The sequence below is a fragment of the Serratia sp. szju genome (genome assembly GCF_044594185.1).
In the GTDB taxonomy this organism is placed as follows: Bacteria; Pseudomonadota; Gammaproteobacteria; order Enterobacterales; family Enterobacteriaceae; genus Serratia; species Serratia bockelmannii.
On sequence record NZ_CP172576.1, the window covers coordinates 1071120 to 1090073 of the forward strand.

Here is an 18954-nt window from a genome sequence, read left to right on the forward strand (position 1 = left end):
TGAAGATGCGAGCCCGGTCTGTCGGGCTCGCGACGCAGGGTTACTTGGTCGATGCTTCGAAGCGGCGCAGCAGCACGTCACCGCGCTGTACGGCGGCGTCCAACGCCTGCTGTGGCGTTTTCTTGCCGGTCCACACGCCTTCCAGCTCCTCATCCACCACGCTGCGGATCTGCGGCATGTTGCCCAGGCGCAGGCCCTTGGTGAACGCCAACGGCGGCTTGTTCAGCATCTGGCGAGTGGCGACGTCGGCACCCGGGTTCTTGTCGTAGAAGCCCTGCTGCTTGGTCAGATCGTAAGCCGCGGTGGTGATCGGCAGATAGCCGGTCTTCTGGTGCCATTCGGCGGCGATTTCCGGCTGCGCCAGGTACTGCAGGAACTCGGCCACGCCCTTGTAGGTGGCGGCGTCTTTGCCGTTCATCACCCACAGACTGGCCCCGCCGATGATGGCGTTCTGCGGCGCGTTTTTCGCGTCGGCGTCGTACGGCATCATGCCGACGCCGTAGTTGAATTTGGCGTAGTGCTTGATGTCCGCCAGCGAACCGGAAGAGGCGGTGGTGATGGCGCAGTCGCCGTTATAGAACTTCTCGGTGGATTCGTCTTTGCGGCCAAAGTAGGTAAAGTCGCCCTTCTTGTTCATCGCCTCCAGCAGCGCGATGTGCTTGACCTGCAGCGGTTGGTTGAACTCCAGCTTGGCGTTGGTGCCGCCGAAACCGTTGTTTTCACTGGCGAACGGCACGCCGTGCCAAGCGCTGAAGTTCTCCAGCTGGATCCAACCCTGCCAGCCGCTGGCGTAGCCGCACTTCATGCCGGCCTCACGCAGCTTGGCGGTATCCGCCGCCAGCTCCTGCCAGGTTTTCGGCGGCTGGTCCGGGTTTAGGCCGGCCTTTTTGAAGGCATCTTTGTTGTAGTACAGCACCGGCGTGGAGCTGTTGAACGGCTGCGACAGCAGATGTCCGCTCTTGTTGTCGGTGTAATAGCCGGCCACCGTCGGCACGAACACCGACTCGTCGAAGTTGATGCCGGCCTCTTTAAACACTTCATAGACCGGTTTGATGGCTTTGCTGGCCATCATGGTGGCGGTGCCCACCTCGTAAACCTGCAGGATCGCCGGCGCCTTGCCGGAGCGGTAAGCAGCGATGCCCGCCGCCAGGCTCTGTTCGTAGTTGCCTTTATAAACCGGCACAATCTTGACGTCGCTGTGCGACTGATTGAAGCGATCCGCCAGGGAATCCACTTCCTTACCCAGTTCACCTTCCATTGAATGCCAGAACGGGATTTCTGTCGCCGCCAGCGCCTGAGTGCTGACCGCCAGGGTCAACGCGACGCACAGCGTGGTTTTGCGAATAGCGTAGGTGAGCATGCCTAACTCCTGAAAAAGCTGGTGTAAAAGCGCGTGAGCGAAAAGAATCAGTTTTTTGTTCGGAAGCTAACATGCCATGCGCGGATGACAGAAAAATAACCGTTATATGACAGCCACATGACGGCAAGGTGAAGTGAAGATGGCGGTTTGATGTCGGCGGCGGGCATGGGCTCCGCCGCCGCGAGGATTACAGCGAACGGCGCAGGCGCGCCGCCGCTTCTTGCATCTGCTGCTCGGTGGCGGTGGCGAACGACAGGCGGAAGGTTGAACGATCCGGGTTGTCGGAGAAGAAGTATTCCCCCGGCACGAACACCACACCCTGCTGCAAGGTCGTGTTCAGCCATTCGGTGGCGTTGAACGGCTGGCGGAAGCGCGCCCACAGGAACATGCCGCCCTTCGGCTTATCGAAGGTGATGTAGTCGCCCAGCTCCTGCTCCACCAAACCGGCCAGGATCTCGCCCTTTTGCTTGTAAGCGGCGCGGATCTTGTCGATCTGCGCCGGCAGGCGATCCAGGCCGAGATAGCATTCGACGATGCTCTGCGACAACGCGCTGGCGTGCAGATCCGCCGCCTGTTTGATGATCGCCACTTTGTGCAGCAGGAACGGCGGCAGGATCGCCCAGCCCAAGCGCAGGCCCGGCGCCAGGATCTTGGAGAAGGTCGAGGTATAGATGATGTGGTCAGTGTTGCCCAGCACCTGCTGTGACACCTGATGCAGCGTCGGGTGGCGCTCTTCGGTGAAACGCAATTCGCCGTACGGATCGTCTTCGATGATCAGGAAGTTATGTTCAGCAGCCAGCTTCACCAGCAGTTCACGGCGCGCGGCGCTGAGGGTGATGCCGCTGGGGTTGCCGAAGTTCGGCACCACGTACACGCCCTTGATGCGCTGGGTTTTCAGCAGCTCGGCCAGCTCTTCCACCACCATGCCGTCGCTGTCGGACGAGACCGACATGATGTTGGCCTCCGCCAGCTCCAGCGTTTGCAGCGCCGCCAGGTAGGTCGGGCGCTCCACCACGAACACATCGCCTGGGTTGACGATGGCGCGCATCACCAAATCCAGAGCCTGCTGAGAGCCGGCGGTGACCATTACCTCTTCCGCGCCAGCGGTGACGCCGCGCTCGGCGCACAGCGCGCAAATACGCTCACGCAGCAGCGGGCTGCCTTCGGTCAGGCCATACTGGAACGCGCTTTTCGGCTGTTCGGTGATCGCCTGCTGGGTGGCGATGCTCAATCCTTCGAAATCGAACAGCGCATCAGAGGGGATGCCGCCCGCCAGCGAAATGACGTGTTCCATCTTGCTGTGCTTAAGCAATTCACGGATGGCCGAACTTTTTACGTTAACGATGCGCTGCGCGAGTAACCCTTCTGTCTTCATTTCTTCTTCTCGTACCTGATTATTTTAATTCGTAGGGGGGCGGATTAACCGCCCAGATACGCCGACCTCACTGCTTCGTTGGCTAACAATGCAGCCCCCGTATCTTCCAACACCACGCGGCCGTTTTCCAGCACATAACCGCGGTCCGCCAATTTCAGCGCCTGATTGGCGTTTTGCTCCACCAGGAAGATGGTCATGCCCTCTTCCCGCAGTTGCTGAATGATGTCGAAAATCTGCTGGATAATGATCGGCGCCAGCCCCAGCGAGGGCTCGTCGAGCAGCAGCAACTTCGGCTGACTCATCAGCGCGCGGCCGATGGCCAACATCTGCTGTTCGCCGCCGGACATGGTGCCGGCACGCTGGCTTCGGCGCTCCAGCAGGCGCGGGAACAGCGTGAACACCCGTTCAATGCGCTGTTGATACTGCTGGCGATCGGCGAAGAAGCCGCCCATCGCCAGGTTTTCTTCCACCGTCATGCGCGAGAAGACGCGCCGCCCTTCCGGCACGATCGCCACCGCTTCGCGCATGATGCGCGAGGTTTGCCACTGGGTGATGTCCTGGTCCTGAAAGACGATGCTGCCTTCGCTGGCGCGCGGTTCGCCGCACAAGGTGCCGAGCAACGTGGTTTTACCGGCGCCGTTGGCGCCGATTAACGTCACGATTTCGCCCTGACTTATCGTGAGACTGACCTGATGCAGCGCCTGAATTTTGCCGTAATGGGCGGATACCTGATTGAATGACAACATATTATTCTTCGCCCAAATAAGCCCGGATCACGTCCGGGTTGTTGCGGATCTCCGCCGGTGTGCCCTGCGCCAGCGGCGTGCCCTGATTCACCACGTAAATGCGGTCGGAAATGCCCATCACCAGCTTCATGTCGTGCTCGATCAGCAACACCGAGACCTTATGCCGATCGCGCAGCTCGACGATCAGGTGATCCAGCTCGTCGGTCTCTTTCGGGTTGAGGCCGGCGGCCGGTTCGTCCAGCATCAGCAGCTCCGGCCGGGTCACCATGCAGCGGGCGATCTCCAGCCGCCGCTGCTGCCCGTAGGCCAGGTTGCCCGCCGAACGGTTGGCCATCTCCAGCAGGCCGACGCGCTCCAGCCACTCCGCCGCACGCGCCAGCGCCTCAGCTTCGGCGCGGCGGAAGGCCGGAGTTTTCAGCAGCCCGGCGAACACGCCGCTTTTCAGGTGCTGATGCTGCGCCACCAGCAGGTTCTCAATCACCGTCATTTCACGGAACAGCCGCACATGCTGGAAGGTGCGCACCACGCCCATGCGGGCGATGGCCTGCCCCGCCAACCCTTCCAGGTGGCGATCGCGCAATTTGATGGTGCCGCCGGTCGGGCGGTAAAAACCGGTCAGGCAGTTGAACACCGTGGTCTTACCGGCGCCGTTGGGGCCGATCAGCGACACGATTTCGCCTTCGTTCAGCGTCAGCGCCACATTGTTGACCGCCAGTAGCCCGCCGAAACGCATCGACAGGCCCTCTACCTGCAGTAAAGGTTGAACGCTCATGCCTGTTCCCCCTTGCCCGCGTGAATGTCCGCCGCCTGCAGCTTCAACTGCGGCCGTTTCATCGGCAACAGCCCCTGCGGCCGCCAAATCATCATCAGCACCATCAGCGCACCCAGCAGCAACATGCTGTACTCATTCAGATCGCGCATCAGCTCGCGCGACACCACCAGCAGGATTGCCGCCAGAATGACCGCGAACTGCGAGCCCATACCCCCCAGTACGACGATCGCCAACACGAAGGCCGACTCGACGAAGGTGAAGGATTCCGGGCTGACGAACCCCTGGCGCGCGGCAAACAGCGTGCCGGCAAACCCGGCGAAAGCGGCGCTGATGGTAAAGGCGGTCAGCTTGATGCGCGTCGGGCTGAGGCCCAGCGAGCGGCAGGCGATCTCGTCTTCGCGCAGCGCTTCCCAGGCGCGCCCGAGCGGCATGCGCAGCAGGCGGTTGATGACGAACAGCGTCAGCACCACCAGCAGCAGCGCCACCAGGTACAGGAATACGATGCGATCGCTCGGATCGTATTTCAGGCCGAAGAAGTTATGGAAGGTATCCCAGCCGCCGTCGCGCAGGCTGCGGTTGAACTCCAGGCCGAAGAAGGTCGGTTTCGGGATCTGGCTGATGCCGTTCGGCCCGCCGGTGATCTCGGTATTGTTCAGCAGCAGGATGCGCACGATCTCACCGAAGCCGAGCGTCACGATCGCCAGATAGTCGCCGCGCAGCCGCAGCACCGGGAAACCGAGCAGGAAGCCGAAGGCGGCGGTGACGATACCCGCCAACGGCAGGCTCTCCCAGAAGCCGAGGCCGTAATAGTGATTCAGCAGCGCGTAGGTGTAGGCGCCGATGGCGTAGAAACCGCCGTAGCCGAGCACCAGCAGACCGGACAAGCCCACCACCACGTTGAGGCCGAGGCCCAGCATCACGTAGATCAGCGTCAGGGTGGCGATATCCACCGTGCCGCGCGAGACCAGGAACGGCCAGGCGACCGCCGCGACGATGAGCAAAGCCGCCAGCAGCTTTTGCCGCGGCGTGGTGCCGTCGAAGCTCGGCAGCACGAACGCCGGGCCGGAGACTTTTTTCAATCCCTGCTGCAGCAGCGGGCGCAACAGCTGGAAGAAAAAGACGATGACGCAGCCGATGCCGATCCACATCCAGCGCACTTCCGCCGCGCCGTGCACCACCAGCTTGGTGCCGTCCAGGCTGAGCTGCATGCCCATCAGGAACGACGCCATCACGAACAGCACCGCCGTGGCGATCAGCGCATTGAGCAGATTGAGTTTCATACTTTCTCAACCTCCGGACGCCCGAGGATGCCGGTCGGCATGATCAGCAGCACCACGATCAGCAGCGCGAACGACACCACGTCTTTGTATTCGGTGCTCAGGTAGGCAGAGGTCAGCGCTTCCGCCACGCCCAGTACCAGGCCGCCAATCATCGCACCGGGAATGCTGCCGATGCCGCCCAGAACCGCGGCGGTGAAGGCTTTCATACCGGCCATAAACCCGATGTAAGGGTTGATGACGCCGTAGAACTGGCCGAGCAACACCCCGGCCACCGCCGCCATCACCGCTCCGATAACGAAGGTCAGCGAGATCACCCGGTCGGTGTTGATGCCCAGCAGGCTGGCCATCTTCAGATCTTCCGCACAGGCGCGGCAGGCGCGGCCCATGCGTGAATAGCGGATAAACAGCGTCAGCGCCAGCATCGCCAGGAAGGTCACGAGCCAGATGGTCAGCTGCATGGTGCTGATGGTGGCGGCGAAGCCGTTGCTTTCTCCCAGCACCCACTGGCCGGTCACTAGGCTAGGCAGCGCCAGATCGCGTGAGCCCTGCGTCAGGCTGACGTAGTTTTGCAGGAATATCGACATGCCGATGGCCGAGATCAGCGCAATCAGGCGCTTGGAGTTGCGCACCGGCTTGTAGGCCACCCGTTCGATGCTCCAGCCGTAGGCACTGGCGATAACGATCGAGACCAGGAACGCGGCGCCGATCAGCAGCCAACTGACGTCGATGCCGAGCATCATCAGGGCGGCGATAACGATAAAGGAGACATAGCTGCCGATCATGTACACCTCGCCGTGGGCGAAGTTGATCATGCCGATGATGCCGTAAACCATGGTGTAACCGATGGCGATCAATGCATAGGTGCTGCCCAACGTTAAACCGTTGAACATCTGCTGCAGAAAATAGAGGAGTTGCTCTGACATACTCTGAACCCTTGGCTGCGAAACCCGCCGGCGCAGAACCGGCGGGTAAAGGGAGACGGGGCCGGCAAGCCGGCCCGCCGGGCGCAACAAGCCGCGCCCCACCCTAATCATTATGGCTTATTTGATCGGTGTGGACGTGCCGTTGGCATGCCATTCGAACACGCCGAACTCGAAGCCTTTCAGATCGCCCTTGTCATCCCAGGTCAGCGGCCCCATCACGGTCTCCACCGGCTTGCCGGTTTTCAGATCCTTGACGATGTCCGCCGGCTCCTGGCTGCCGCTGCGCTCCATGCCGGTGGTCAGCGACTGCAGCGCAGCATAGGTGGTCCAGACGAACGGGCCGGTCGGATCCAGCTTCTTGGCTTTCAGCGCATCGACGATCGGCTGGTTGGCAGGCACCTGATCGTAGCGTTTCGGCAGCGTCACCAGCATGCCTTCCGAGGCGGCGCCGGCGATGTTGGACAGCGAGGAGTTGCCCACGCCTTCCGGCCCCATGAAGCGAGTGGTCAACCCGGCCTGCTTGGCCTGACGCAGGATCTGCCCCATTTCCGGGTAGTAACCGCCGAAGTACACGAAGTCGATATTTTCTTTCTTCAGGCGCGCCACCAAGGTGGAGAAGTCTTTGTCGCCGGCGGTGATGCCTTCGAACATCGCCACTTCGGTGCCCTGTTTTTTCAGGCTGTCGCGCACCGAGCGCGCCAGGCCTTCGCCGTATTGCTGCTTGTCGTGCACCACGGCGATGCGCTTCGGCTTGATGTCGCTGAGGATGTATTTGGCGGCGGTCGGGCCCTGATCCGAATCCAGGCCGGTGGTGCGGAGGATCATCTTGTAGCCACGGGTAGTCAGATCCGCGTTGGTGGCCGCCGGGGTAATCATGATCACGCCTTCGTCTTCATAGATATCGGACGCCGGCTGGGTGGATGAGGAGCACAGGTGGCCGATCACGTAGCGAATGCCGTCGTTGATCACCTTGTTGGCGACCGCAACTGCCTGTTTCGGGTCGCAGGCGTCGTCGTATTCCACGCCGACCAGCTTGTCGCCCTTGATGCCGCCCTTGGCGTTAATGTCGGCAATCGCCTGGCGCGCGCCGGTAAACTCCATGTCGCCATACTGCGCGACCGGGCCGGACATTGCCCCGACGATCGCCACCTTGATGTCTTTCGCCATGGCCGCCTGGCTCATGGCCATCGCAATACAACCCGCCAGCAGTGCCTTACCTGTTGTTAATTTCATCCGCAAATCCCCATCTGTCGTTGTGAACGTACCTGTTGTGTTTGCCTGCGCCCGATCGTTATTGACCGCTTTTGTTATAAGTAATAATGATTTAGGCGTTTTGTCGGCATTATTTTCTAATAAGACTTTATTTTTCATGCCATTAAACAGGAATTTTCTTCTGCAAATCAACTTCATCTGGCAGAAACAAGCGGTGTAAACAGGATAAAATTCGAATTAAATCTGCGCTCTTTACCTTTAGGCGTAGTGCGTTGTGCTGGTTAACAATCCGTTTACTAACTATTTACTCGGAAAATGCCCCGTGCAAAAAACATATTGCACAGTAATCGTACAGAAAAACTTACACAACGCTCTGCACAAGATCTATTACACTGTCGACATCATTTAGCTGCGCGGAAATTCTGCATGAAACTGACCATCGAGCGCCTAACCGCGCTGTCCCCGCAAGACCTTATCGACCTCGGTAAAATTTGGCCGCACCAGCAGCCGGAACAGTGGCAAGGCTGGCTGAGCGACGACAAGGCGCTGTTTGCCGCCCGCTTCAACGAGCGTCTGCTGGGTGCGGTGAAAATTGCGCTGCAGGACGACCGCGCCGAGCTGCAGGATCTGCTGGTACGCGAAGTGACGCGCCGCCGCGGCGTCGGTCTTTATCTGGTGCAGGATGCACAGCGTCAGCTGCCGCAGGTCGCCCAGTGGCAGCTGTCGACCGCCGGCCTGGCGCCGCGTGAACGTGGGGAAGTCGATAACTTCATGCGCGCCTGCGGCTTCGCACCGCAAGGCGATCTCTGGCAAAAATGAAGCGCCGGCTGGCGGCGCTGGTCTTGATTGCGCTGGGGTTGGCGGCCTGGTTCGCCGGGCGCCAGCAGGCGCTGCGCCTGGCCTCAGGCTGGGATCAGCAGGTTTATGTCTGGCAGCGAGTTTGGACGCCGCAACACGCCGATGCGCTGGCGCACAGCCGCGATCTGTTTACCGGGCTGCGGGTGCTGGCGCTGCAGGTGCATCCACGCGAAGGCTGGCGGGAAATCCCGGCCGATCTCAGCCTGCTGAAGCAGGACGGCCACCCACTCTGGCTGGTAGCCCGCCTCGACGGCCAACTGCCGCAGCTGGATCAAGAGGCCATTATCCAGCGCCTGCTGGCGCTCACCCAGCGCTGGCAGGCGGCCGGGCTGCCCGTCACCGGCATCGAGATCGATCATGATGCCGCCACCGCCCGCCTGCCGGACTACCAACGCTTTCTGCAGCGGCTGCGCCAACGGCTGCCCGCCGCTTTGCAACTCGGCATCACCGCCCTACCGGCCTGGATCGGCTCACCCAACCTGCCCGGCGTACTGCAACAGGCCGACAGTTCCGTCCTGCAGGTGCATGCGGTGCTCTCGCCGCAGCAGGGGCTGTTTGACGGCCCCTTGGCGCTGCGCTGGGTGCGGCAGTACGCTGCCGTCACACCGAAGCCGTTTCGCGTCGCGCTGCCGGCCTACGGCATGGCGCTGCTGGGGTTTGATGCGCAGGGCGCGCAGGTGGAGAGCGAATCCTCGCTGCGCGTGGCGGGCAACGGCCGTGAGCTGACGGTCGCGCCGCAGCAGATCGCCGATTTTCTGCAAACGCTGGCGCAGCAAACGCCGCCCCGGCTGCGCGGCATTATCTGGTTCCGACTGCCGCTGGCGGACGATCGGCGCGCCTGGTCGCTCGCCACGCTGCGAGCAGTGATCGAACGGCGGCCGCTGAATGTCGACTGGCAAGTAAAATTTAGGCCCCAGCCACAGCAAAACGGGCTGTATGACCTGATAATTCATAACAACGGGCCGGTAGATGCCCCGCTGCCGCAAGAGGTGGTCATCCGCGCCGACGACTGCCTGGCGGCGGACGCGGTCGGCAACTACCGGCTGGAATCCGCACCGCAACAGCAACGCTTTATTCGCATCAGCAGCGACCAACTGCGCGCCGGGCAATCCCGGCCGTTGGGTTGGCTGCGCTGCCAACAACTGACGCCAGGAGGCACCCTTGTCACACCTTGATTCGCGCGCGGCACGGAACACCCGCCGCCTTCTTCCGCTGGCCATGCTGATCGGCGCCGCACTGCCGCTGAGCGGCTATGCCTGCGGCCCGGATTTTCCTAACCGGCTGCTGATCGACCGCAACGGTACCCTACTGTATATGCCGGAGGGCAATTTCGCCTTCGAAGCCGGCCGGCTGGTGCCGATGGATAAACAGTTGCCGCACTGGCAAGCTCCGCCGCCGCCGATGCCGCCGAAACCGATGCCGCAATCGCCGGAAACGATCGCGATCGGTAAAATGCGCGCAGCCAAAACGGTGGAAGAGGCTGACGCCGTCAATACGCAGGGGTTGTCCAACGCCGCGCGTCTCTATCAACTGGGCGCCGTCGCTTTCGCCAGCCACGATCCGCGCGCCACAGACTATTTCCAGCAGGTGCTGAAGCTACCGGCCGCCGAGCAGAGCGACTGGGGACTGCGGGCGCAGTATTCGCTTGGCCGCGTCCTGATGGCTGACCACGGTACACCGGTGAATGAATCCGGTGAAGCAGTTCCCGCCGCCGAGCATCCGCCTAAAGCCGAACTTGAACAGGCGCTGACGGCATTCCAGCAGGTGATCGACCGGGTGAAAAGCGGCGCCGCCGATCCCGATCAGTTGGCATTGAGCAGCCTTGGGCAGCAGGCGCGCATCCACCTGTGGCTGGGTGACGTCGCCCCCGCCGCCCACCTCTATGCGCAACAGGCGGCGCAGGGCGATCCGAACGGCGGGCAGTCGCTGCAGTACGTCTCCAGCCTCCTGGTCAACCCCGACCATTTGGACACGCTGAAACAGATTATCGGCGATCCGTTGATCCAGCAGTTGGTGACCATTGAGCTGTTCGCGCGCAGCGGCAACCTGCAAATGGCAGATACCGACGGCAACGGCCGCTCCGCCCAGATCATCAGCCAGATCCTGACGCTGCTGGACGGCTCAGTGAAAAGCGGCTTCGCCGGCAGCGATCGGCTGGCGGCGTTGGCTTACCGTTCGGGGCAGTACCCGATGGCGGCGAGCCTGCTGAAAAACGCCGGCGACAGCGGCCTGGCGTGGTGGCTGCGCGCGAAAATGGCGCTGCGCGACGGCGACGTGAAAGCCGCCACTGCCGCCTACGCCAAGGCGGCAAGCGCGTTCCCCGCCGACGAAAGCTGGGGTGAACAACGCAACGCCGACTTCGTCGCAGAAACCATCGTGCCCGAGTGCCGGGTGGCCGGCGAACAGGCCATCCTGGCGCTGAACCGCGGCGACTATCTGCAGGCGATGGACCTGCTGTATCGCGGCAAAGCGCTCTACTGGGCCGACGTGGCCGACGTGGCGGAGCGGGTGCTGACCGTCGATGAGTTGAAAGGCTTTGTCGATAAGCACGCCCCGGCGCCGACGACGCCGCTCAAGCCGGTTAATCCGGACGACTACGGCGGCCAGCAGATCACGCCGGAAGTGCAGCTGCGCGAACTGCTGGCGCGGCGGCTGATGCGCGTCGGACGAGCGCCGGAAGCGCTGGCCTATTTCGATATCCCCAACTACCGGCAAGCGGCGCAGCAGTTCGCCGACGAACTGAAGGCCGCCAAGGACAAATCCGCCGCGCCGCTGACGCGCGCGCAGGCTTACTATCGCGCCGCCAACCTGCTGCGCGCCCAGGGGCTGGAGTTTACCGGGTATGAGATGACGCCGGATTACGCCATCTATGGCGCCGGCTATTCCTATCTGGGGGATGCGTTCGATACTCGCGAGCTAAAGCATAAAAGCTGGATCGACAGCGCAGAAGCGGCGCGCGCCAAGGCGGCGCTACCGGAGGAAGACAACCGTTTCCTGCACTATCGCTGGCAGGCGGTGGGGCTGGCGCAACAGGCGGCCGATCTGCTGCCGCCGAAGAGCCAGGCCTATGCCGCCGTGTTGTGTAACGCTGCCAGCTGGGTTATCAAGCGTGATGCCAAAACCGGCCGTGCGCTTTATCAGCGCTATATCAACACCGGCACCCGTTATCCGTGGGCGGCGAAATTCGGCTACGGCTGCCCGGCGCCGGACTTCACCGCCGTGGCGCCATAACGCCGAATTTCAGGCACTAAAAAGCCCGGCTTGCCGGGCTTTTTTTATCGAATCTCGCATCGACTCAGGCTTCGATCGCCATTTTGAGTTTCTTCATGGCGTTCTTTTCCAGCTGACGCACGCGTTCGGCGGAAACGCCGTACTGATCGGCCAGCTCCTGCAGCGTCGATTTGTTGTCATCATCCAGCCAACGGGCGCGGATGATATGCTGGCTGCGCTCGTCCAGACCTTCCAGCGCATAGGCCAGTTTGTCTGCGGCGTTGCTTTCCCAGTTATCTTCCTCGATGCCTTCGGCGAAGTCCGAGCTTTTGTCCTGCAGGTACAGCACCGGCGCCATCGACTGGCCATCGCGGGCCTCGTCGTCCGGAGTCGGATCGAACGTCATGTCCTGCGCCGCCATGCGCGATTCCATCTCGCGCACGTCTTTGCTGGTTACGCCCAGCTCGCGGGCCACCAGTTCCACTTCGTCCTGGTTGAACCAGCCCAAACGCTGTTTGGTTTTGCGCAGGTTAAAGAACAGCTTGCGCTGCGCTTTGGTGGTCGCCACTTTCACGATGCGCCAGTTGCGCAATACGTACTCGTGGATTTCCGCCTTAATCCAATGCACCGCAAAGGAAACCAGACGCACGCCGACTTCAGGGTTGAAGCGGCGAACGGCTTTCATCAGGCCGATATTGCCTTCCTGAATCAGATCCGCCTGTGGCAGACCATAGCCTGAATAGTTGCGGGCAATATGAGCGACAAAGCGCAGGTGAGACAGGATGAGCTGCTTAGCGGCATCCAGATCGCCCTGATAATGCAGCCGTTCAGCCAGCTCCCGCTCTTCCTCTGCCGTCAGCATCGGATAGGCGTTGGCTGCCCGGATATAGGCTTCCAAGCTACCTTGGGGTACTAAGGCTAAAGTTTGCATTTCTTTGGTCATTCAAACCCTCTCTATGAGAATACAAAATCATGCAGGTGATTATTACAGCGGGGAAATGATTGATTCTACGGCAGTTGCTGAAGCAAAAGCGGTTCCACACGCCGGGCACCTTAACATTTGCTGCAATTTTTGACCGTACTCCGCCCTATAAGTTCACCCTTTTTTGCAAGCATTGTTGCTGACAATACGTGACGAGGGTGCAGGCCGATAGGGAATTTGTGCGCTAAGAAGAGAGGGATGGTGCTGACTTCGCTTGAGGTCACTCTTCTCCCGCAACGCGATCAAAAGCAGCAGGAGAAGAGTATACCAAAAAAATCTTACTGTGGTGTAAATCGGCGTAAATGTTGCACCGTCGCCAGCCAGGCGGCGATCCAGCCGATCATCGCGGAGATGATCAGCAGCAACAGCGCCTCATCCCAGCCCAGCCCGTGCAGGGTGAAGGTGGTGCCGAATACCTTGGCGACCCCGACGACCACCGACTCCAGCTGCCACACCAGCGCGCCGGAGAGCACCAGCGACAGCAGCGCGCCGGCAAAGCCCAGCATCGCCCCGCCGTTGAGGAACGGCCGCAGAATAAAGCCGTCGGTGGCGCCGATCAGCTTCATCACGTTGATGGTGTCGCGACGGCTGAAGATGCTCAGACGCACGCTGTTGCCGATCACCAGGAACACTGCCACGATCATCAGCACGCCGATGATCGCCGCGATCTGGCCCGCCAGCCCGGTCAGCGCCGCCAGGCGGGCAAACCAGCTGTCATCCATACGCACTTCTTCCACGCCCTGCACCGCCGCTACGCGATCGCGCAGGGTGTTGAGGGTGTCCGAACTCTGGAAGCTCATCTTCGGCGTGACGATCGCCACCGCCGGCAACGGGTTCTCTTCCAGCATGTCCAGCGCGCCGCCAAAGCCCGACCAGTTACGGAACTCGCCGCGCGCTTCTTCACGCGACAGGTAGTTCACCTTCTCCACGCCGGCTTCCGCCTTGATGGCGTCGAGCACTTTCAGCGCCGCGTCGTCATCGAGCGATTTATCCAGGTAGACCGTCAGTTGCGGCGTCGGGTACCACTGGCTGGCCGCGGTGCTGACGTTTTTCCACACGATGTAGCACACGCTCGGCAGCGTCAGGGAGATGGCGATCACCATCACCGTCAGCAGCGTCGCCAACGGCTGGCGCAGCATGTCTTTGATGGCGTTCATCCAGGCGTAACGCCACTGTTCGCGCCAGCCGCCGCGCAGCGCCTTGCTCTTGGCGGTTTTTGCGTTATTGGCCATGGTGAGCGCCCCCCTGCATGCGGCCCTGGCTCAGCGTCAGGATGCGGTAATTGCGACGGGCGATAAGCCCGGTGTCGTGCGTCGCCATCAGTACGGTCACGCCGACGCGGTTGAATTCTTCAAACAGGCGCAGAATGCCTTCCGACAGCGCATCATCCAGGTTACCGGTCGGTTCATCCGCCAGCAGCACCGCCGGCTTGTTCACCACCGCACGGGCGATGCCCACGCGCTGCTGCTCACCGCCGGACAGCTGAATCGGGAAGTTTTTAGCTTTATCCAGCAAACCGACTTTGTCCAACGCGGCGGAAACGCGGCGGCGGATATCTTCGGTGCTGGCGCCGGCGATGATCAGCGGCATCGCCACGTTGTCATACACCGTGCGATCCAGCAGCAGGTGGTGATCCTGGAAGATCATGCCGATCTGCCGACGCAGGAACGGCACCTCGCGGTTTTTCAAACGGCTGATGTCGTGCCCGCCAAACCAGATGTGGCCGGCGCTGGGCCGTTCGATACCGCAAATCAGTTTCAGCAGGGTACTTTTCCCCGCGCCGGAATGGCCGGTCAGAAACGCCATTTCCGCCGGGCGCAGATGGAAATCAACCCCCTGCAGCGCTTGCCGTCCGCCCAGATAAGCTTTACTGACCTGTTCAAAGCGAATCATCCGTATTAATCCTCTCGGGCAAAAAGTGCCTCAATAAAATCGTCAGCCTTAAACGGCCGCAAATCTTCGATGCCTTCCCCGACGCCGATATAGCGGATCGGGATACCGAACTGATCGGCGATGGCGAAGATCACCCCGCCCTTGGCGGTACCGTCCAGTTTAGTCAGCGTGATGCCGGTTAAGCCCACGGCCTCATTAAATAATTTCGCCTGACTGACCGCATTCTGGCCGGTGCTGGCATCGAGCGTCAGCATAACCTCATGGGGGGCCTGGTCGTCCAGTTTTTTCATGACGCGGACGATCTTCTTCAGCTCTTCCATCAGATGCGATTTATTCTGCAGACGGCCGGCGGTATCGGCGATCAACACATCGATGCCGCGCGCCTTGGCGGCCTGCACCGCATCGAAGATCACCGAAGCGGAATCCGCGCCGGTATGCTGCGCCACCACCGGAATGCGGTTGCGTTCGCCCCACACCTGCAGCTGCTCCACCGCGGCGGCGCGGAAGGTATCCCCCGCCGCCAGCATCACCGACTTGCCTTCCGCCTGGAACTGACGCGCCAGCTTGCCGATGGTGGTGGTTTTACCCACGCCGTTCACGCCGACCATCAGGATGACATACGGGGTTTTACCGCTGACATCCAGCGGCTGATCGACCTTGGCCAGAATTTCGGACATTTCCTCCTTCAGCTTGCCGTACAGCGCTTCAGCGTCTTTCAGCTGCTTGCGGCTGGCGTGCTGAGTCAGGGAGGTGATGATCTTGCGCGTGGTCTCCACGCCGACGTCGGCGATCAGTAGCTGTTCTTCCAGCTCGTCGAACAGGTCGTCGTCGATCTTTTTACCGCGGAACAGCCCCATAAAGCCGGAACCGAGGTTTTGCTTGGTCTTCAGCAGGCTGCGTTTCAGGCGAGCGAAGAAGCCTTCTTTGGTCGGGCGTTCCTGCTCTTGCGCAGCGGCCGGCACCACAGGTTCAAGCGGCGCTTCTTCCGGCTCCGGTTCAGGTTCGACGATTGGCTCGGGTTCAACGACCGGCTCAGGTTCGACGATTGGCTCGGGTTCAACCACCGGCTCGGGCTCAACCACTGGCTCGGGTTCAACGACCGGCTCAGGTTCGACCACCGGCTCGGGTTCAACCACCGGCTCAGGCTCGACCACCGGCTCAGGTTCGACGACCGGCTCGGACTCAACCACCGGCTCAGGCTCAACCACCGGCTCAGGTTCGACGACCGGCTCAGGCTCGACGACCGGCTCAGGTTCGACGACCGGCTCAGGTTCAACCACCGGTTGCTGCTGCGCCACCACTTGCTCGGTGACGCTGACGATCTCTTCAGCCAACGCTTGCGGCGCCGCCGGATGTTCAGCCGCCGCCGGCAGGTTTTCCGCGATTTGCTCGCCGGCCTGACCGTTATCCCACTCCCCCGGGGTGTCGACGGAGGCGGCAGGTTCAGATTCCTGGGCGGGGAGCTTGTCATCCAGCTTGGCGGCGGCCGGTTCAGCCGGCGTCTCCGCGGCCTGAGGTTCCGCCTGCTCTACCGGCTGCTCAGGTTGCTGTTGCTCTTCTTCCTTTTCCTTCTGGCCAAAGCCCAGCCAGGAGAAAAACCCACGTTTCTTATCTTTTGCCATGTTATGACTCTACTCCGTACCGAAGGCTCGCTTACCCTACATACCTGAAGGATATATGCTGACAATAATCCGCCGAGTCTATCACTTTCCCTCGCGCAGCAACACGCATCCGGCATGCTTTCCGGTGTGAAATCAGACAACAACGTTTTACCGTTCCCCCCGACGCCCGTCACCGGTAGAATAGGGACAACTTTTCGTTAACCTCTGCGGCCCCGCGCCGCAAAAGAAATCAAACAACGCTTATGACAAGACTCTCGCCACGGGCCGCGGCCAAAAAGCCGCCCCAGGCCGCAGCCGGACAGATCCGCATCATCGGCGGCCAATGGCGCGGCCGCAAACTCCCGGTGCCAAACAGCCCGGGGCTGCGCCCCACCACCGATCGGGTGCGTGAAACCCTGTTCAACTGGCTGGCGCCGGTGATTCAGGGCGCGCGCTGCCTGGACTGCTTCGCCGGCAGTGGCGCACTAGGGCTGGAAGCGCTATCGCGCTATGCCGGCAGCGCCACGCTGCTGGAATTCGAACGGCCGGTGGCTCAGCAACTGGAAAAAAATCTGGCGCTGCTGCAGGGCAAAGGGGTGGTTATCAACACCAACGCGCTGAGCTGGCTGGCGGGCGACGGTCAACCGTTTGACGTGGTGTTCCTCGATCCGCCGTTTCGCAAAGGCCTGCTGGCGGAGACCGTCTTGTTGCTGGAGCAGCGTGGCTGGCTGGCCGACGAGGCATGGATCTATGTAGAAGCCGAGGCGGAAAGCGCCGCGGCGGACGTGCCTGCCAGCTGGCAGTTGCACCGGGAGAAGGTCGCCGGTCAGGTGGCTTATCGCCTTTATCTTCGTTCGAAAGAGAAAACCGACCATGCTGATTAATCTGGGCCGCCTGCTGATGCTGTGCGTATGGGGCTTCCTGCTCTCTAACCTGTTCCATCCGTTTCCCAAGCCGCTGAAGTATTTCATCGACGTGGCGCTGTTTTTTATGGTGGTGATGCACGGCCTGCAGCTGGTGCTGTTGAAATCCACCCAGCCGAAGGATCAGCCGATCAGCTACTGGCAAGAGGCCAAGATCTTTATCTTTGGCGTGTTTGAGCTGCTGGCCTGGCAAAAGAAACAGCCGCCCATCAAGAAAAAGTGACCGCTACGGCTGAACGGTGAACGAGACGAAGCGCGTGCCCTGCATGTTTAACGTGCCGTGCGCGCCTTTTTCTATCGGGTTGTACTGCCATTGCTTCAGCCGCAGCGTAATGTCTTCACCGCCCTGGTTCGGGCTGAACACCACCTCGTAATACATCGGCTCGTTGACCAACGGCTCGCGCTGCGGCGCACGGGTCTTGGCGACCGGGAAGCTCCGCTTGTCGCTCACCGTCACCTGCAGACTGCGCATCGGCGCACGATCGTTTTCCGCCTCCTGCTGGCGCTGTTTGAAGTAGCGTTGCGTGGCCAGCACGGCGATCAACGCAATGACGGCGACAAAAAATAACGGTGGCTTACTCATCGGTTTCCCATTTCCTTCACGGCCAAATCGGCGTAAACATAGCATTCTCAAGAAAGCATTGTCGATCGTCGGCAGGCTACCTACACTGAAATAAGAAGTGACATGGGTGACAGTTTGGAGCCGGTGGTTGCGGCTCCCTCCTACATAAGGATGACATCAATGAGTTGGCCGTTCCTTGCCGTATTCTTTTCCGGTTGGCTGTTCGTCGACGCCTCTTACCGCGGGCCGCGCTGGCAGCGTTGGGTGTTCAAACCCGTCACGCTGTTGCTGCTGTTGCTGCTTGCCTGGCAGGCGCCGGTGCTCAGCGCGGCGGGTTATCTGATCGTACTCGGCCTGCTGGCGACGCTGATCGGCGATGCGCTGCTCCTGCTGCCGCGCGAGCGAGTGCTGTACGCCATCGGCGCCTTTTTCCTGTCCCACTTGCTGTACACCCTGAGTTTCGCCAGCCAGATGACGTTCAGTCTGTTCTGGCCGCTGCCGCTGGCGCTGCTGGCGATCGGTGCATTGCTGCTGGCCACCCTTTGGACCCGGCTGGAAGAGATGCGCTGGCCAATCGTCACCTACGTGGCGATGACGCTGCTGATGGTCTGGCTGGCAGGCGAGCAATATTTCCTGCGCAGCACCGATTTCGGCTTCTCGCTGCTGGCCGGCACCTCGCTGCTGCTGCTGGCCAACGTGGTTTGGCTGCTCAACCGTTACCGCTTCACCTTCCGCGCGGCGGACGCCATCGTGGCTTTCTGTTACTTTTCCGGCCACTTCCTGATCGTGCGTTCGCTCTACCTGTAGAGACCTGCCGCGGGTTCGGCGCGCCGAACCCGTTTCTTCATCAAGCCAGCGCTTTCAACGTCAGGGCATCACCCGCACCCAGCTGATTGCGGTACAGATCGCCGTCGCGCGAGAAGAACGCCAGCGTGCTGCCATCCGCCTGCAGCAGGGCGATGCCGTCCGGCGCCGGGCGCCAGCCCACCACCTCGGCCGCAAATACGCTTTGCAGACAACGCTGCCGATCCACCAGCTGGTAGCCGTTGGTCTCGCTTTGCTCATTGGCCAGAAACTCGATTTGGCATTGCCTTTCGCTGTCGGCTACCTGCCATTGCCCCGCCAGCGACTGCGCGGTCGGCAGCGCCAGACTGCCGGCCATCACCGCACTCGTCACCATCATGCCTCCCGCCGCCAGGGCGGCGCGCGTTAAAGTACCTTTCATACCGGCTCCCACATCACGCCCGGCCGAGACTG

At 61.4% G+C, this 18954-nt stretch carries 19 protein-coding genes; 6 read left to right on the plus strand and 13 right to left on the minus strand.

The features are described 5' to 3' along the window. Window positions 1-40: 40 nt before the first annotated feature. The 7 genes from ugpB to RE418_RS05175 all read right to left on the minus strand — a co-directional run bounded on the left by ugpB (window position 41) and on the right by RE418_RS05175 (window position 7689). Window positions 41-1360: a sn-glycerol-3-phosphate ABC transporter substrate-binding protein UgpB gene (ugpB, locus tag RE418_RS05145; protein ID WP_089181535.1), complete on the minus strand. Its 1320-nt coding sequence runs from the start codon at window positions 1358-1360 to the stop codon at window positions 41-43. A 187-nt stretch (window positions 1361-1547) separates the two neighbouring features. Beyond that, window positions 1548-2735, minus strand: coding sequence for a PLP-dependent aminotransferase family protein (locus RE418_RS05150; protein ID WP_089181534.1), 1188 nt, complete (start codon window positions 2733-2735; stop codon window positions 1548-1550). Window positions 2736-2779: 44 nt separating this feature from the next. Further along, entirely contained in the window at window positions 2780-3481 is a 702-nt protein-coding gene (gene livF, locus RE418_RS05155; RefSeq protein ID WP_025304905.1) for a high-affinity branched-chain amino acid ABC transporter ATP-binding protein LivF, read from the minus strand. 1 nt (window position 3482) lies between these two features. After that, window positions 3483-4253: a high-affinity branched-chain amino acid ABC transporter ATP-binding protein LivG gene (gene livG, locus RE418_RS05160; protein WP_025304904.1), complete on the minus strand. Its 771-nt coding sequence runs from the start codon at window positions 4251-4253 to the stop codon at window positions 3483-3485. After that, window positions 4250-5533 (minus strand): high-affinity branched-chain amino acid ABC transporter permease LivM, encoded by a 1284-nt coding sequence (locus tag RE418_RS05165; RefSeq protein WP_025304903.1) that lies wholly within the window; start codon window positions 5531-5533, stop codon window positions 4250-4252. The genes livG and RE418_RS05165 overlap by 4 nt, the downstream gene beginning before the upstream one ends. Beyond that, window positions 5530-6456: a high-affinity branched-chain amino acid ABC transporter permease LivH gene (livH, locus tag RE418_RS05170; protein ID WP_089181533.1), complete on the minus strand. Its 927-nt coding sequence runs from the start codon at window positions 6454-6456 to the stop codon at window positions 5530-5532. Before livH ends, RE418_RS05165 begins: the two co-directional genes overlap by 4 nt. A 117-nt stretch (window positions 6457-6573) precedes the next feature. Further along, window positions 6574-7689, minus strand: coding sequence for a branched-chain amino acid ABC transporter substrate-binding protein (locus tag RE418_RS05175; protein WP_025304902.1), 1116 nt, complete (start codon window positions 7687-7689; stop codon window positions 6574-6576). 405 nt (window positions 7690-8094) lie between these two features. Between RE418_RS05175 and panM the strand changes: the two genes are divergently transcribed. The 3 genes from panM to RE418_RS05190 are packed head-to-tail and all read left to right on the plus strand — an operon-like array spanning window position 8095 to window position 11757. Continuing rightward, the gene (gene panM / locus RE418_RS05180; protein WP_025304901.1) at window positions 8095-8487 is read left to right on the plus strand and encodes an aspartate 1-decarboxylase autocleavage activator PanM; all 393 of its coding nucleotides are present in this window, start codon (window positions 8095-8097) and stop codon (window positions 8485-8487) included. Next, a complete protein-coding gene (locus RE418_RS05185; RefSeq protein WP_089181532.1) occupies window positions 8484-9701 on the plus strand; it encodes a DUF3142 domain-containing protein in 1218 nt (405 codons plus the stop codon). Before panM ends, RE418_RS05185 begins: the two co-directional genes overlap by 4 nt. A gap of 43 nt (window positions 9702-9744) precedes the next feature. Continuing rightward, complete coding sequence (locus RE418_RS05190) at window positions 9745-11757, plus strand: hypothetical protein (RefSeq protein ID WP_399676257.1); 2013 nt, start codon at window positions 9745-9747, stop codon at window positions 11755-11757. Window positions 11758-11821: 64 nt separating this feature from the next. On the opposite strand, the gene rpoH is transcribed toward RE418_RS05190, so the two are convergent. The 4 genes from rpoH to ftsY all read right to left on the minus strand — a co-directional run bounded on the left by rpoH (window position 11822) and on the right by ftsY (window position 16233). Beyond that, on the minus strand, window positions 11822-12679 hold the full coding sequence (gene rpoH / locus RE418_RS05195; protein WP_004934345.1) for an RNA polymerase sigma factor RpoH: 858 nt from the start codon (window positions 12677-12679) through the stop codon (window positions 11822-11824). A 317-nt stretch (window positions 12680-12996) separates the two neighbouring features. Continuing rightward, complete coding sequence (ftsX, locus tag RE418_RS05200) at window positions 12997-13950, minus strand: permease-like cell division protein FtsX (protein WP_025304898.1); 954 nt, start codon at window positions 13948-13950, stop codon at window positions 12997-12999. Beyond that, window positions 13940-14611, minus strand: a complete 672-nt coding sequence (gene ftsE, locus RE418_RS05205; RefSeq protein ID WP_004934337.1) for a cell division ATP-binding protein FtsE — start codon at window positions 14609-14611, stop codon at window positions 13940-13942. Before ftsE ends, ftsX begins: the two co-directional genes overlap by 11 nt. A gap of 5 nt (window positions 14612-14616) precedes the next feature. Then, the gene (ftsY, locus tag RE418_RS05210) at window positions 14617-16233 is read right to left on the minus strand and encodes a signal recognition particle-docking protein FtsY (RefSeq protein WP_089181530.1); all 1617 of its coding nucleotides are present in this window, start codon (window positions 16231-16233) and stop codon (window positions 14617-14619) included. A 242-nt stretch (window positions 16234-16475) separates the two neighbouring features. Here ftsY and rsmD point away from each other — a divergent pair, with 242 nt between their 5' ends. Both rsmD and RE418_RS05220 read left to right on the plus strand, forming a co-directional pair. Further along, window positions 16476-17096: a 16S rRNA (guanine(966)-N(2))-methyltransferase gene (rsmD, locus tag RE418_RS05215; RefSeq protein ID WP_025304896.1), complete on the plus strand. Its 621-nt coding sequence runs from the start codon at window positions 16476-16478 to the stop codon at window positions 17094-17096. Beyond that, on the plus strand, window positions 17086-17358 hold the full coding sequence (locus tag RE418_RS05220) for a DUF1145 family protein (protein WP_004934327.1): 273 nt from the start codon (window positions 17086-17088) through the stop codon (window positions 17356-17358). The genes rsmD and RE418_RS05220 overlap by 11 nt, the downstream gene beginning before the upstream one ends. Before the next feature lie 3 nt (window positions 17359-17361). Here the strand turns inward: RE418_RS05220 and RE418_RS05225 are convergent, their stop codons facing one another. Further along, window positions 17362-17718, minus strand: a complete 357-nt coding sequence (locus RE418_RS05225) for a DUF2500 domain-containing protein (RefSeq protein ID WP_025304895.1) — start codon at window positions 17716-17718, stop codon at window positions 17362-17364. Window positions 17719-17877: 159 nt separating this feature from the next. Here RE418_RS05225 and RE418_RS05230 point away from each other — a divergent pair, with 159 nt between their 5' ends. Further along, the gene (locus tag RE418_RS05230) at window positions 17878-18504 is read left to right on the plus strand and encodes a lysoplasmalogenase (protein ID WP_025304894.1); all 627 of its coding nucleotides are present in this window, start codon (window positions 17878-17880) and stop codon (window positions 18502-18504) included. Window positions 18505-18544: 40 nt separating this feature from the next. Here the strand turns inward: RE418_RS05230 and RE418_RS05235 are convergent, their stop codons facing one another. Continuing rightward, window positions 18545-18922, minus strand: a complete 378-nt coding sequence (locus RE418_RS05235) for an AprI/Inh family metalloprotease inhibitor (protein ID WP_025304893.1) — start codon at window positions 18920-18922, stop codon at window positions 18545-18547. Window positions 18923-18954 lie beyond the last annotated feature (32 nt).